Annotated in this window: 14 protein-coding genes and 1 pseudogene; 4 read left to right on the forward strand and 11 right to left on the reverse strand. The window is 67.2% G+C overall.

What is annotated here, in order from left to right; genetic code table 11:
* Window positions 1-3: 3 nt before the first annotated feature.
* Genes CDO44_RS06020 through apbC form a run of 5 tightly spaced genes read right to left on the reverse strand, consistent with a single transcriptional unit; the run spans window position 4 to window position 5,143 of the window.
* The gene (locus CDO44_RS06020) at window positions 4-633 is read right to left on the reverse strand and encodes a molecular chaperone (protein ID WP_087779416.1); all 630 of its coding nucleotides are present in this window, start codon (window positions 631-633) and stop codon (window positions 4-6) included.
* Window positions 630-2,726: a 4Fe-4S binding protein gene (locus tag CDO44_RS06025; RefSeq protein ID WP_087779417.1), complete on the reverse strand. Its 2,097-nt coding sequence runs from the start codon at window positions 2,724-2,726 to the stop codon at window positions 630-632. Before CDO44_RS06025 ends, CDO44_RS06020 begins: the two co-directional genes overlap by 4 nt.
* A gap of 18 nt (window positions 2,727-2,744) precedes the next feature.
* Window positions 2,745-3,434, reverse strand: coding sequence for a DUF3306 domain-containing protein (locus CDO44_RS06030; protein WP_087779418.1), 690 nt, complete (start codon window positions 3,432-3,434; stop codon window positions 2,745-2,747).
* A 49-nt stretch (window positions 3,435-3,483) separates the two neighbouring features.
* Complete coding sequence (locus tag CDO44_RS06035; RefSeq protein ID WP_087779419.1) at window positions 3,484-4,041, reverse strand: DUF3305 domain-containing protein; 558 nt, start codon at window positions 4,039-4,041, stop codon at window positions 3,484-3,486.
* Window positions 4,042-4,054: 13 nt separating this feature from the next.
* A complete protein-coding gene (gene apbC / locus CDO44_RS06040) occupies window positions 4,055-5,143 on the reverse strand; it encodes an iron-sulfur cluster carrier protein ApbC (RefSeq protein WP_087779420.1) in 1,089 nt (362 codons plus the stop codon).
* 115 nt (window positions 5,144-5,258) lie between these two features.
* Here apbC and mobA point away from each other — a divergent pair, with 115 nt between their 5' ends.
* The 3 genes from mobA to mobB are packed head-to-tail and all read left to right on the forward strand — an operon-like array spanning window position 5,259 to window position 7,670.
* Window positions 5,259-5,846: a molybdenum cofactor guanylyltransferase MobA gene (gene mobA / locus CDO44_RS06045; protein ID WP_087779421.1), complete on the forward strand. Its 588-nt coding sequence runs from the start codon at window positions 5,259-5,261 to the stop codon at window positions 5,844-5,846.
* A 4-nt stretch (window positions 5,847-5,850) separates the two neighbouring features.
* Window positions 5,851-7,143, forward strand: a complete 1,293-nt coding sequence (glp, locus tag CDO44_RS06050; RefSeq protein WP_087779422.1) for a gephyrin-like molybdotransferase Glp — start codon at window positions 5,851-5,853, stop codon at window positions 7,141-7,143.
* Window positions 7,143-7,670 carry a molybdopterin-guanine dinucleotide biosynthesis protein B gene (gene mobB / locus CDO44_RS06055; RefSeq protein WP_087779423.1) on the forward strand — a complete coding sequence of 176 codons (528 nt, stop codon included), beginning with the start codon at window positions 7,143-7,145 and terminating at the stop codon, window positions 7,668-7,670. The genes glp and mobB overlap by 1 nt, the downstream gene beginning before the upstream one ends.
* Before the next feature lie 163 nt (window positions 7,671-7,833).
* Here mobB and CDO44_RS06060 read toward each other — a convergent pair whose 3' ends face one another.
* The 3 genes from CDO44_RS06060 to CDO44_RS06070 form a co-directional block, all read right to left on the reverse strand.
* Window positions 7,834-8,733: an NAD(P)-dependent oxidoreductase gene (locus CDO44_RS06060; protein WP_087779424.1), complete on the reverse strand. Its 900-nt coding sequence runs from the start codon at window positions 8,731-8,733 to the stop codon at window positions 7,834-7,836.
* 203 nt (window positions 8,734-8,936) lie between these two features.
* Complete coding sequence (locus CDO44_RS06065) at window positions 8,937-10,439, reverse strand: tripartite tricarboxylate transporter permease (RefSeq protein ID WP_087779425.1); 1,503 nt, start codon at window positions 10,437-10,439, stop codon at window positions 8,937-8,939.
* Window positions 10,440-10,451: 12 nt separating this feature from the next.
* Complete coding sequence (locus CDO44_RS06070) at window positions 10,452-10,916, reverse strand: tripartite tricarboxylate transporter TctB family protein (RefSeq protein WP_087779426.1); 465 nt, start codon at window positions 10,914-10,916, stop codon at window positions 10,452-10,454.
* 318 nt (window positions 10,917-11,234) lie between these two features.
* Here CDO44_RS06070 and CDO44_RS28355 point away from each other — a divergent pair.
* Window positions 11,235-11,387, forward strand: a pseudogene (locus tag CDO44_RS28355) (response regulator transcription factor); the annotation flags it as partial.
* A 141-nt stretch (window positions 11,388-11,528) separates the two neighbouring features.
* On the opposite strand, the gene CDO44_RS06080 reads toward CDO44_RS28355, so the two are convergent.
* From CDO44_RS06080 to CDO44_RS06090, 3 genes are all read right to left on the reverse strand, one after another.
* Window positions 11,529-12,524: a tripartite tricarboxylate transporter substrate binding protein gene (locus CDO44_RS06080; protein ID WP_087779428.1), complete on the reverse strand. Its 996-nt coding sequence runs from the start codon at window positions 12,522-12,524 to the stop codon at window positions 11,529-11,531.
* A 13-nt stretch (window positions 12,525-12,537) separates the two neighbouring features.
* Window positions 12,538-13,083 (reverse strand): peptide-methionine (S)-S-oxide reductase MsrA, encoded by a 546-nt coding sequence (msrA, locus tag CDO44_RS06085; protein WP_087779429.1) that lies wholly within the window; start codon window positions 13,081-13,083, stop codon window positions 12,538-12,540.
* A gap of 183 nt (window positions 13,084-13,266) precedes the next feature.
* Window positions 13,267-13,596 carry a c-type cytochrome gene (locus CDO44_RS06090; RefSeq protein ID WP_233146058.1) on the reverse strand — a complete coding sequence of 110 codons (330 nt, stop codon included), beginning with the start codon at window positions 13,594-13,596 and terminating at the stop codon, window positions 13,267-13,269.
* Window positions 13,597-13,618 lie beyond the last annotated feature (22 nt).

Below are 13,618 nucleotides of genomic sequence, written 5' to 3' on the forward strand. Positions count from 1 at the left end.
CGGTCAGGCCAGCATGTCGAATCCCTGGGCTTCCACGCTGGCGAAGGCGCGGGTGAATTCCGCCAGCGAGGCATAGAAGCGGGCCCGGGCATGCCCGGAAATCGCGTCGCACATGGCATGGATCCATGGCAGCAGGTGTTCGCCGAAGAAGCGCCGCTGCGAGGCGAGGTTGCACTGCGCCGCGTCGTCGCCGGCGATGAGGTAGCGCATCACCTCGCACAGGTAGGCGATGTGGTCCTCGGTCTCGGGCATGGCCGGGTCGCGGGCAAGGCCCAGCCCGGCCAGGTCGTCGCGCAGCTTGACCAGCGATTTCTCGTTCAGGAAACCGTTCAGGTAGTGCGAGGCGTACAGGTAGACCTCGGGCTTGCCGATGCCGCCGAACAGGGCGTCGTACTCGTCGCGCAGGGCGCGATCGTCCGCCGCGCGCGCCGCCGCGACCAGGTCGCGCCACGGGCCTTCGAGAAAAGCGCCGGCGGTCGGGGCGTCGGTGGCGGCATCGCGCAGCCGGGCCGCGAAGGCCGCATCCGGCGGCGCATAGTACAGCCGGGCCAGGACGCCGTAGATCTCGGCGCGGGCGATTTCCTCGTCGAGCGAGGCGGAGCCGATGTCGGCGGGGGAAATGGAGGCGGTCATAGGTCGGTAATGCGCGTTTCGCCGGCGGCGGAATAGAGGTCGACCACGCGGCAGTCGCCGCACATTTTCAGGCGCGCAAGACCCTCGCCCTGGAACATGGGATGGTTGCCGAGCCGGGCCAGCATGGTCTCGATAGCCTTTTGGGTGCCGAAGGGCTTGCCGCAGCGCACGCAATGATAGGGCGCGGTTTCGTTCAGCACGCGTGCCTGCTTGCGCTCGGGGGCGAGCAGCAGCCGCGGCTCCAGTTGCAGGGCGTTCTCGGGACAGGTCGTCACGCACAGGCCGCATTGCGTGCAGTTCTTCTCGACGAAGCGCAACTGGGGCGTTTCGGGGTTGTCCAGGAGCGCGCTGGCGGGGCAGGCGCCCACGCAGCTCATGCAGAGCGTACAGGCGTCCTTGTCGATGGCCAGGCTGCCGAGCGGCGATCCGGCGCCGGGCACGCCCCCGGGCAGGGGCACGGCTTCGCCGGACGGACGCGGCGCATGGGCGACCAGGTGGTCCAGCGCCAGATCCAGCGTGCTGCGCTTTTCCCGCACCATGGCGTAACGGGCCGCCGTCGCGGGCACGCCGGGCCGGCGCGCGCCGAGGTCGCGCAGCGCCGCATCGAGGTCCTCGGTCGAGGCGGGCCGCAGCAGGTGCAGGTGCGGGCCCGCGTATCCCAGCCCGTCGAGGATGGCCTGGGCTACGTTCATTTGCGCGGCCAGCGCCTCGAGATACTGCGGCGCTTCCTCGTCGGTCGCGAGCACCGCCACTTGCGAGGCGCCGAGCGCGATGGCGCCCAGCCAGGCTTCCAGGCCCAGGCTGGCCGTGTGCCAGACGGCCAGCGGAATTACATTGGCCGGGACGCCATGCCGCTTGCCCAGGCTGGCCTCGCGGCCCAGCCGTTCGACCAGGCGGCGTCCCGCCTCCTGGCTATGGACCAGCAGCACCGGCGCCTGGCCGCCGGCCTGCGCGTAGGTGGAGAGCAGTGTGCGCAGCGTCGCCCCCTGGTCGGAAACGGGGGGGTAGGCATAGGTGAGCGCGCCCGTGGGGCACGCGGTCGTACAGGCGCCGCAGCCCACGCAGAGATGGGGATTGACCTTGATCTGCTGGCGGGCCTTGTCGCTCTCGACCGCCTGGGCCGAACAGATGTCGACGCAGGCGCGGCAGCCGACGGTGTCGTTGCGGCTGTGGGCGCACAGCGATTGCTTGTATTCGAAGAACTTGGGCTTCTCGAACTCGCCCACCATGTCGCGCAGCTTCATCAGCGGCGCGGGATCGGTGCCATCCCAGGCGAAGTAGCCCTGTGGCGGCGCGTGCTGGCCGAACAGTGTCCGCGGACCCAGTTCCAGGACCAGGTCGAAGCGCGCCTGCTGCCGCTCGAAGGACCGGTGGAAGTCGATCGCGCCCGCCACCGTACAGGCGGCGACGCAGGCACGATGCCCATCGCAGCGATCGAGGTCGATCTGGTAGTCCAGGCCGATGGCCGATTCCGGACAGGCGGCGAGGCAGGCGTTGCAGCGGGTGCAGAGATCGAGGTCTATGGGATTGGACTGGGTCCAGGCCAGGTCGAACGCGCCCAGCCAGCCTTGCAAGGACTCCAGGCGGCCGCCGAGCACGGGATGGCGCCGTTCCTGCTCGCCGCCGACCGGTCCCGCGCCGCGCGCGAAGATCGTGATCTCGAGCGTATCGGCCAGCAGCGCGGCCGCGCGTTCGGCCGCATCGAGCGGGCCGATGATCAGCAGCCGCCCCGAGCTCCGGTAGGTGACGGCGGGAACCGGGTCCGGCTCCGGCAGCCGCGCGGCGGCAAGCAACGCGGCCAGCTTGGGCATCGCTTCGGCCGCATCCCGGCTCCAGCCGCCCGTTTCGCGGATGTTAACGAAGCGCACCGGCGCTACCGCGCCTTCCGTGTGTTCGCCGATTTCCGCGAACAGGCGCTTTTCCTGCGTACAGGCGACGACCACCGGGACGGCGCCCGCGACGGCCTGCTGGAAGGCGCCGGCCTCGCGCCGGCAAAGGGTGGAATGCTGGACCAGCTTTTCGCCGAGCGCCTCTCCCAGAGAGGCGGGATCCAGCGGCATGGTCTTGTTGCAGTCGCAAATCAGTGTGGGCATGGGGCACTCATGCAGGCCCTAGGTCTTGCGATCGGGCTCGGGAAAGTCGAAATGCGCCTGGCCGTCGCTGGGCGAACCGGCCGATGCGTCAGACTCTAGCATGGAACTTTCGGCGGCATCATGGGCGTTATCCACCTGTCCGGCGTCCATCGGGGAGGGATCGGCAGGGGGCGCGTTCGGCGCGGCGTTTTCCGGCGCGGAAGCCGCGCCGCCGGCGGCCGCTTCCGGTTCGTCCTCGACCAGGGCCAGCACGCGCGCGCTGACCATCTTCTTCAGCATGGACGCGGGCAGCGCTTCCGGCGACGAGTAGTCGTCGATGTAGACGTCCAGGCCGTCCATGACGTTGTGGTGCGGGTCGGAGAAAAGTTTTTTCAGGGCCGCCAGCTTGACGTCCTGCGCGACGCCCGGCCGCATGAAAGACGAGAAGTCGGATTGCGGGCTCAGCGCGGCGAGGTCTTCCAGCGTCGGCACGCGCGTGGGCTCGCCGTGCGGCCCGGGCGGGACGGCGCCGGTGTGGCGCGGGGGCGGAGGGGAGTCCTGGAGCGGAGCGCCGCCGGGCGCCGCGGGGTCCGGCGTGTGCGCGTCCGCCGGCGCCGCGGAAACATCGCGCTCGGGGGCGGCATCCGGCCGTGGCGGATCGACGTCGGCACGCGACTCGGCCTTGCGCCGGGACCAGCGGCCGAAGAAGCCCTCGTTATCGCGACTCATGGCCGGCCGCCTCAGGCAATGCGCGGACCGCGCCGCGCGGCGTCGATCGTCATGTGTCGTCTCCGTTGCGCCGGTCCCCGGTGCTGACCGACGCCGGATTGCCGAAGCGGTCCTGCAGCGGTACGAAGCTGACTGGCCGGCGCTTGCGCTTGGGTTCGACCACGTAGTGTTCGGCCACGAACGCCCGCAGCCAAGCGACGACGGGTTCCGGCGCGGGTACCTGCTCGACCGTTTCCTGCGCGTCGAGCAGGCGGCCGGCGTGGTAGTAGCTCAGGGTCACGAGTTCCGGGCGGGCGAGCGGCTCGTCGTCGACCGAGGCGGCGTCTTCCATGCGCCACATGACGAACCAGCACGGCGCCTCGGTGGTCGCATTCAGGTAGTAGCCCTCGGCGTCGTCCTTGAGCAGGTCGACGGTGTAGCCGGGATGCAGCCACAACTCGCCCTCGTCATCCTTGCGCAGGCGATGCGGCGCGTCGCCGAAGCCGGGTTCGGCGGCGACCACGTCGGCGAGGATCCAGCGCCAGGCCTGCCACCGGCTCATCGGGCCATGCACGCGCTCCTTGCGCATGATCACGGCGACATCGATGCGGGGCGTCTGCTCGCTCATCCCGGCCTCGGCATCAGGAATCCGCACTGATGGAAATGGTCGGGAACTTGGACGAGAAGTCCTTGTTCTTGGCCGCGACGGCCACCGCCACCTGCCGCGCCACGGCCTTGTAGAGGCCGGCGACCTCGCCATCCGGATCGGCCACCACCGAAGGCTTGCCGCTGTCGGCCTGGAGACGGATGTTGATGTCCAGCGGCAGGGCGCCGAGGTAGGCCACCTCGTATTCCGCGGCCATTCTCTTGCCGCCTTCGGCGCCGAAGATGTGCTCGACATGCCCGCACTGGCTGCAGACGTGCACCGCCATGTTCTCGACCACGCCCAGGATGGGCACGCCCACCTTCTCGAACATCTTGATGCCCTTGCGTGCGTCAAGCAGGGCGATGTCCTGCGGCGTGGTGACGATGACCGCGCCGGTCATGGGCACGCGCTGGCTCAGCGTGAGCTGGATGTCGCCGGTGCCGGGCGGCATGTCGACGATGAGGTAGTCGAGATCCTTCCAGTTGGTCTGCCGCAGCAACTGCTCGAGCGCCTGCACGGCCATCGGGCCGCGCCATATCATGGCTTCGTCGTGCGCGACCAGGAAGCCGATGGACATGACCTGCACGCCATAGTTCTCCAGGGGCTCCATGGTCTTGCCGTCGTCGCTGACCGGGCGGGCGTCGATGCCCATCATGAGCGGCTGGCTGGGGCCATAGATGTCGGCGTCCAGCAAGCCGACGCGCGCGCCTTCGGCGGCCAGCGCCAGCGCCAGGTTGACGGCGGTCGTGCTCTTGCCGACGCCGCCCTTGCCCGAGGCGACGGCAACGATGTTCTTGACTCCTTGCAGGAGCGGCACGCCTCGCTGGACCGCATGCGCGATGATCTCGCTGCGCACGTTGGCGCTGACATTGGTCACGCCGGGCACGGTCCTGGCGGCGGCGATGAGCGCGCTGCGCAGGGCCGGTATCTGGCTCTTGGCGGGATAGCCGAGCAGGACGTCGAACGAGACGTCGCCGCCGTTCACTTCGAGGTTCTTGACAGCTCGGGTGGAGACGAAGTCCTTGCCGGTGTTCGGATCGACGACCGTTTGCAGGGCCTGGAGGATGGAATCGGTTGTGGCCATTGGAATGGGGCGGGCTCGTGGATGGAAAGCTGCGTATCGCAGGGCCGATGAGGGATATTAGACCACCACCCGGTAGGGGGCGAAATCCCGATGTTCGTCGTCTATACTCAGCCGCATGATCGACAGAGATTCCATTACCGGCGTGATCCTGGCCGGCGGCCGCGGCAGCCGTATGGGCGGCGTCGACAAGGGCCTGCAGAACTACCAGGGCATTCCGCTGGCCATGCACGCGTTGCTCAGGCTCGGGCCCCAGGTTGGGCAGATCCTGGTCAACGCCAACCGCAACCTGGCCGCCTATGAATCCCTCGGCGCGCCCGTCTGGCCCGATGTCCTGCCCGACTACGCCGGGCCGCTGGCGGGGTTCCTCACCGGGCTCGAGCATTGCGAGACGCCCTACCTGGTGACCGTGCCGTGCGATACCCCCAAGTTCCCCGAGGACCTGGTCGCCCGGCTCGCGAGCGGGCTGGAAGCCGCCGATGCCGAGATCGCGATGGTGGCTACCCCCCAAGGCGGCGTCATGCGTACCCAGCCCGTGTTCTGTCTGATGAAGGCGGAACTGCTGGACAGCCTCGTGGCGTTCACCGCGGCCGGTGAACGCAAGATCGACAAATGGACCGCCACGCACCGCTGCGTCGACGTTCCCTTCGATGACCCGGCGGCCTTTGCCGGTGCCAATACGCTGGCCGAACTGCAGCAGCTTTGACGCCATGAACGACAAGACCGCCCCTACGCTCGAAGAAATCTCGTCCTGTGTCAACGGCTACGATCCGAACGCCTTGCCGGTGGCGCAGGCGCGCGAGTTCATCGCGCGCCTGGTGCCTCGCGTGGACGGCGTGGAAATGCTGGCGCTGCGCTCGGCCCTGGGCCGCGTGCTGGCCCGCGACATCGTTTCCGACATCGACGTGCCGGCGCACGACAACTCGGCCATGGACGGCTACGCGCTCTGCGGGATCGATCTCGCGCAAGGCCACGATACGATCCTGCAGGTCGTGGGCAGCGGCCTGGCCGGCAACGGTTTCCAGGGCAACGTCGCGCCGGGGCAATGCGTGCGCATCATGACGGGCGCCACCATGCCCGCCGGGCTGGACACCGTCGTGCCGCAGGAGTTCGTCAAGCTCGACGGCGACCGGGTCACCATACCGGCCGGCGCGGTCAAGCCCGGCGAGAACCGCCGGCTGGCCGGCGAGGACCTCGCCCGCGGCGACGTCGCGCTGGCCGCCGGCCGGGTGCTGCGGCCGGCGGATCTCGGCATGCTGGCCTCGCTCGGCAGGGCGGAGGTCCCCGTATGGCGCCGCCTGCGCGTCGCGTTCTTTTCCACCGGGAACGAATTGCGCTCCATCGGCGAGACGCTCGATGCGGGCTGCGTCTACGACAGCAACCGCTACACCCTCTGGGGCATGCTGCAGCGGCTGGGGGTGGAGATCCTCGACATGGGCGTGGTGGGGGACGATCCGCAGGCGCTGGAAGCGGCGTTCCGCGACGCCGCCGCGAATGCCGACGTGGTGATTACCTCGGGCGGCGTGAGCGTGGGCGAGGCCGACTACACCAAGACCATCATGGCCAGGCTGGGAGACGTCCTGTTCTGGCGCATTGCCATGCGGCCCGGCCGGCCGATGGCCATCGGGCGTATCGAGACCGGCGGCCGCAGCGCCATCCTGTTCGGGCTGCCCGGCAATCCGGTGGCTGTCATGGTGACTTTCTATGCGCTGGTGCGCGATGCCTTGCTGGCCATGAGCGGCGCCCAGCCGGCGCCGTTGCCCATGCTCCGCGCCGCCAGCGCCGGCGCGATACGCAAGAAGCCGGGCCGCACCGAATACCAGCGCGGCATCGTCACGCCGGCTCCCGGCGGAGGCTGGGAAGTACGCATCACCGGTTCGCAAGGCTCGGGCATCCTGCGCAGCATGAGCCAGGCCAACGGCCTGGTGGTGCTCGGCCACGAGCAGGGCAATGTGGCGGCCGGCGACCTGGTCGATGTCCTGCCTTTCGACGGATTGATCTGATGATGCGCGTCCTGGGGCTGGCCGGGTGGAGCGGCGCCGGCAAGACTACGCTCCTGTCGAGGCTGATTCCCGTCCTCCGGGCGAAGGGGTACAGCGTGTCGACGCTCAAGCACGCCCACCATACCTTCGACATCGACAAGCCGGGCAAGGACTCCTACTTGCACCGCGAAGCGGGGGCCTCGGAAGTGCTGGTGGCCTCGAGCCACCGCTGGGCGCTGATGCATGAATTGCGCGGCGAGGCCGAACCCCGGCTGGGTGAACTGCTGTCCCGGTTCACGCCGGTGGACCTGATCCTCGTCGAGGGTTTCAAGCGCGATCCGCACGTCAAGATCGAGGTGCATCGATCGGGCAACGGCAAGCCCTGGCTGTATCCGGACGATCCCAGCATAGGCGCCGTCGTCAGCGACGTGGCGCCCCCCGGCGGCGGCTTGCCCTTCGTCGGCCTGGACGATCTGGACGGCATTGCGGGCCTGGTGGTGGATCTTGCCTGGCCCCTCGACCGAACGCTGGTCGCTCTGAGGGGGTAGCCCCCTACGCGCTGACGCGCGCCGGGCTGCCAGCGGTAGCAACGGTGTGGCAATTTAAGAAATTCGCACTAGATCCAGGGCGCCGCGGATCCGGCTTTGCCGGTCCGCCAGCGCCGCCCCCTTGAGGGGGAGCGGCCGAAGGCCGCTAGGGGGTGGGCTTCCCCTACAACCGCTTTATCAGCGCGGAAGTATCCCAGCGGTTGCCGCCCATCTGCTGCAGATCGGCATAGAACTGGTCGACCAGGGCGGTAACCGGCACGCGGGCGCCGTTGCTGCGGCTTTCGTCCAGTACCAGGCTCAGGTCCTTGCGCATCCAGTCCACCGCGAAGCCGAAGTCGAACTGGCCGTCGACCATGGTCGCGCCGCGGTTCTCCATTTGCCAGCTTTGTGCCGCGCCCTTGGATATCACGTCCAGCACCAGCTTCATGTCCAGGCCGGCCTTCATGCCGAACGCGATGCCTTCCGACAGGCCCTGCACCAGCCCGGCGATGCATATCTGGTTGACCATCTTGGCAAGCTGTCCGGCTCCGGATTCGCCGATGCGGGTGACGGCACGGGAATAGGCCAGGGCTACCGGCCGCATGCGATCGAATGCGTCCTGATCGCCGCCGCACATCACCGTCAGGACGCCGTTGACGGCGCCGGCCTGGCCGCCGGAGACGGGGGCATCGATGAAACCGACTTCCTGGTCGCGCGCCGTCGAATAAAGCTCGCGCGCCACCTTGGCCGAGGCTGTCGTATGGTCGACCAGCAGCGAGCCGGGCTTCATGCCGGCCAGCGCGCCGTCCGGACCCAGCACGACGCTGCGCAGGTCGTCGTCATTGCCGACGCAGACGAACACCATGTCGGCGCCTTCGGCGGCTTCGCGCGGCGTGGGAGCGTGGGTGCCGACGAATTCCTGCGTCCACTCGCGCGCCTTGGAAGGCGTCCGGTTGTAGACCCGGACGGCATGCCCCGCCTGGGCCAGATGGCCAGCCATCGGGAAGCCCATGACACCCAGGCCGATGAAGCTGACGTTGAGCGGGGAGGTGGGTTCGTAGGTCTTGGTGCCGATCGATGCCATGCTGATTCTCCGTTGCCAATGGGCAAAGTGTATAGCGTCCCGGCGGTAAAAATCCCTCACGCTGGGCCCTGCGGGCCGTCGCTGCTCCTCGAGGGCGCCCGCCAGCGGGGCCGGGTTGGGTTCGCCCTGGCGTCTCCAAGGCAAAAAAAAGGGCGCCGACATGGCGCCCTTTTTATCGCCGCGCGAGGCGGCGGGTATCTTCGTCAGTCTTCGACGAAGGTTTCTTCGCGCTTCTTGCGGATCGTGGGCGAGGCCACGATGAGCACCAGGATGGCGGCGATGACCAGCAGGGTCGCCGACAGCGGGCGCGTCACGAAGGTCGTGAAATCGCCGCGAGACAGGAGCAGGGCGCGGCGGAAGTTCTCTTCCATCATGGGGCCGAGGACCAGGCCCAGCAGCAGCGGGGCGCCTTCGCACTTCAGCTTGGACCAGATATAGCCGATCACACCGAAGGCCGCCGTCATCCAGATGTCGAACACGTTGTAGTTCAGCGTGTAGACACCGATCGAGCAGATCAACAGGATGGCCGGGAACAGGATGGGATAGGGAACCTTCAGCAGCTTGACCCAGATACCGATCAGCGGCAGGTTCAGGATCACCAGCATCAGGTTGCCGATCCACATCGACACGATCAGGCCCCAGAACAGGTCCGGGTTCGAGGTCATGACCTGGGGACCAGGCTGGATGTTGTGGATGGTCATGGCGCCGACCATCAGGGCCATGATGGCGTTGCCCGGGATACCCAGCGTGAGCAGCGGGATGAACGAGGTCTGCGAGCCGGCGTTGTTGGCCGATTCGGGGCCTGCCACACCGCGGATGTTGCCCTTGCCGAAGGTTTCCGGCTTCTTGGACAGCTTCTTCTCGACTGTGTAGGACGCGAACGAGGACATCACCGCGCCGCCGCCGGGCAGGATGCCCAGCGCCGAACCGATGGCCGTGCCGCGGACGATGGCGGGCGCTGCTTCCTTCAGGTCGCTCCAGGTCGGGTACAGGTGGCCGATCTTGTCCAGGAAGACTTCGCGCTCTTCCTTCTGCTCGACGTTGCTGATGATTTCCGAGAAGCCGAACACGCCCATGGCCACGGCGGCGAAATCGATGCCGTCGGTCAGCTCGGGAATGCCGAACGAGAAGCGGGCCACGCCGGAGTTCACGTCGGTGCCCACCATGCCGATCAACAGGCCCAGCAGGATCATGCAGATCGCCTTGAGCAGCGAGCCGGACGCCAGCACCACGGCGCCGATCAGGCCCAGGCACATCAGCGAGAAGTATTCCGCGGGACCGAACTGGAATGCGACTTCGGCCAGCGGGGGAGCGAACGCGGCGATCAGCAGCGTGCCGACGCAGCCGGCGAAGAACGAGCCGATGGCCGCAATGGCCAGGGCCTGTCCGGCTCGCCCGTTCCGGGCCATCTGGTATCCGTCCAGGCAGGTTACCACCGCGGAGGTTTCACCCGGCAGGTTCACCAGAATGGCCGTGGTGGAGCCGCCATACTGAGCGCCGTAGTAGATGCCCGCCAGCATGATGAGGCCCGCCACGGGGGGCAGGGCGTACGTGATGGGCAGCAGCATCGCGATGGTGGGGACGGGGCCGAGTCCCGGCAGCACGCCCACCAGGGTGCCGATCAGGCAGCCCAGGAATGCGTAGATGATGTTCTGAAACGATAATGCCGTTTCAAAACCAATGGCCAAGTGCTCAAACACTTCCATGGATGGCTTTCCTTAGTTCAAACCGAGAAACGAAGGCCACAGCGGGAAGATGAGACCCAGGCCCATGATAAAGATGAGGTGAATCGCGATCGTCAGGCAGATGCCGTTGATGATCGCGACCTTCCACTTGAACTCGTGGCTCGCCATGCTGGAGAGCAGGACCAGGAGGAAGGCAGACACGTAGAGGCCCAACGGACGCAGCAGAATGCCGAACAGCACCACGTTGCCCAGCACGATGGCCATGATCTTGAGGTGGAACTTCGGGACCACCGTTTTTTCGGCCTTGGGCGACAGCGACGAGATGCCGATGATCGCGCCGAGAATCGCCAGGATCACTCCCAGCCAGAAGGGGAAGTACCCGGGCCCCATCTTGGCCGCGGTACCCATCTGGTATTCGACGGCGAAGCCGGCAAAAAATAGGCCGAGGGCGACGAACATCACCCCGGCCCAGAAGTTTTGTTGAGACTGTATGCGCATTGAAGCGGGCTCCTATCTGACTTCACTTGCAAGGCCGGCATGTTAGCTCACGCGACGGGCGCGTGAATCATGAAATTGCGCGTAATGGGTCGGGGTTTTCCCGAAAAATGATGGATCGGCACAACTTTGTGCCAAATTGACCCATGGGATGTTCAGACTCCTGTCAGCCTTGACAGATTCTTTCCTTCGCAAAGTCGTGCAGACTTCCTGGCGGGCATCGAAAGCCCGGCTCGACAACAAGGTTTTTAAGAAAGAAGGAAAGGAAGGACGATGAGGTCGAAATACTGGGAGGACGACGGTCAGGATTGGATGCGGCCCTTGACGCCGCGCGAGCGCGAAGTCATGGACCTATTGATCGAAGGGCGGGCGAACAAGGTGATCGCCGATCGGCTGGGAATTTCCATACGCACCGTGGAAGTCCACCGCGCAAGGGTGTTGGCCAAGCTTGGCGTACGCAATGCGGTGGAGCTGGTTTGGCATATGCATGCCCACCGGATGGCCGAGATGCGGGACATGCGTGTGGCCGAGGGAGGCCCCGATGGATCCGCCGGCACGCGTGCCGAGGCCTGGCGCTCCCGCGCCGATTGAGCGCGCTCCCTCCGGCGCCGGGTTCTAGTTCAGCTTGGCGCCCGACACCTTGACGATTTCTGCGTACTTGCGCAGGTCGTCCCGCACCAGCGCCGCCAGCGATTCGGGCGTACCGGGCTCCGCATCGGATCCCATGCCGGCCAGGCGCTGGCGCAGCTCGGGGCTCGTCAATGCCTGCGCGAATTCATGGTGCAGTTTTTGAATCACACTTGCCGGCGTGTGCACGGGCGCGAACACGCCGAACCACGTTCCCAGGTCGAAGGCGGGCACGCCGGCCTCCATCATGGTCGGCACCTCGGGCAGCAGGCGGGACCGCGATGCCGTGGTGACCGCCAGCGCCTTGAGTTTGCCCGCGGCAATGAGCGGCGAGGCTGCCGCCAGGTTGTCGAACATGAAATCGGTCTGGCCGCTCAGCAGGGCCACCTGCGCGGGCGTCGCGCCGGCGTAGGGAATGTGGGCGGCGAACACGCCCGCGCGAGTCTTGAGCAGTTCCCCCGCCAGATGTCCGGCGCTGCCGTTGCCGCCCGAGCCCATGTTGAGCTTGCCCGGGTTCTGCCTGGCATGGCGGATCAGGTCCTGCACGGTGTCCACGCGCAGCCTGGCCGCGGTGGCCGGGTTCATCACCAGGACGTTGGGTACGGACGCCACCAGGACGATGGGGGCGAAGTCCTTGACCGGATCATAGGGAATGCTCGGGAACAGCGCGGGGTTGATCGCATGCGTGGCGACCGCGCCCATCACCAGCGTATAGCCATCCGGCGCCGACTTGGCGACCAGGTCGGCGCCGATGTTGCCGCCCGCGCCGGCCTTGTTCTCGACGACCATGGGCTGGCCCAGCGCCGGCCGGACCTTCTCGGCCAGCGCGCGGGCCATGATGTCCAGCGGGCCGCCCGGGGGATACGGCACGACGAAGCGGACGGGACGGGTGGGATAGGCGGCCTCCTGGGCGGCAGCCGGTTGTGCCAGCCAGGCGCATGCCAGTGCCGCGCCGCAGGCGCGCAGGATCCGGCGTCGAGTCATGAAATGTGTTCCTTCAGGTTTTCTTGAGCTTGTGGGCGAAGTTCTTGCGCATCTTCGCCACCTTGGGGGCTACCACGAAGGCGCAATACCCCTGGCCGGGGTTGCGCAGGAAATAGTCGCGGTGATAGTCCTCGGCAGGCCAGACCGTGGACGGCGGCAGCAGTTCGGTCACGATCGGCGCGCCGAACACGTTGCGCGCCTGCAGGTCGGCGATGACCTCGCGCGCGGCTTCCTGCTGCGCCGGCGTCTGCCAGAAAATCGCCGAGCGGTACTGCGGCCCGACGTCGTTGCCCTGCCGATTGGGGGTGGTCGGGTCGTGCGAAGCGAAGAAAATCTCCAGCAGCTCGTGGTAGTCGATCACGGCGGGGTCGTAGGTGATGGACACGACCTCCACGTGGCCGGTATTGCCTTCGCAGACCTGCTCGTAGGTCGGCCGCTCCACGTGGCCGCCGGCATAGCCGGAGTCGGCGCGCAGCACGCCTTCGATCTGCTGGAATACGGCTTCGATACACCAGAAGCAGCCGCCGCCGAACACGGCTGTCTCGACTTGTGCAGGCATGACATACCTCGCGATGGATGCCGGCGCGCTCGGCGCCCTTGCTTATAGTGTATGCGCTGCCGGGGAAGCGGGCCGGAGCCGGGGGCGGCTCCGCCTATATACGTCTCATGGTGCCGCCGCCGCAAATTACCGTTGCGGCGCTGGCAACAACCGGGGATGGAAGGCGCCGATTGCGGCCGGCTATCACGGCTTGAGCGAGAGAATCCACTGCGCCAGTTTCTGCGCCTCGTCGTCGTTGACGGCATTCTGCGCGGGCATGGGGATCGCCCCCCACTTGCGCACGCTGCCCTTGCGTATGGACGTTGCCAGCTTGTCGGCCGCGCCGGCTTCGCTGCCATAGCGCTGCGCCACGCTCTGGTAGGAGGGGCCGACGAGCTTGGCCTCCACGCTGTGACAGGCCATGCAGTTTTTCGCCTTGGCGAGATCGGGGCCGGTGGTCTGGGCGCCTGCCGCCGCATGCAGGGCGGCCAGCGCCAGCAGTGCGCCGAGGCGCAGGGTACGAACGGGCATCATGTGTCTTCCGTTGAAAGCGAGT

It is taken from the genome of Pigmentiphaga sp. NML080357 (genome assembly GCF_002188465.1).
Classification (GTDB): domain Bacteria; phylum Pseudomonadota; class Gammaproteobacteria; order Burkholderiales; family Burkholderiaceae_B; genus Pigmentiphaga.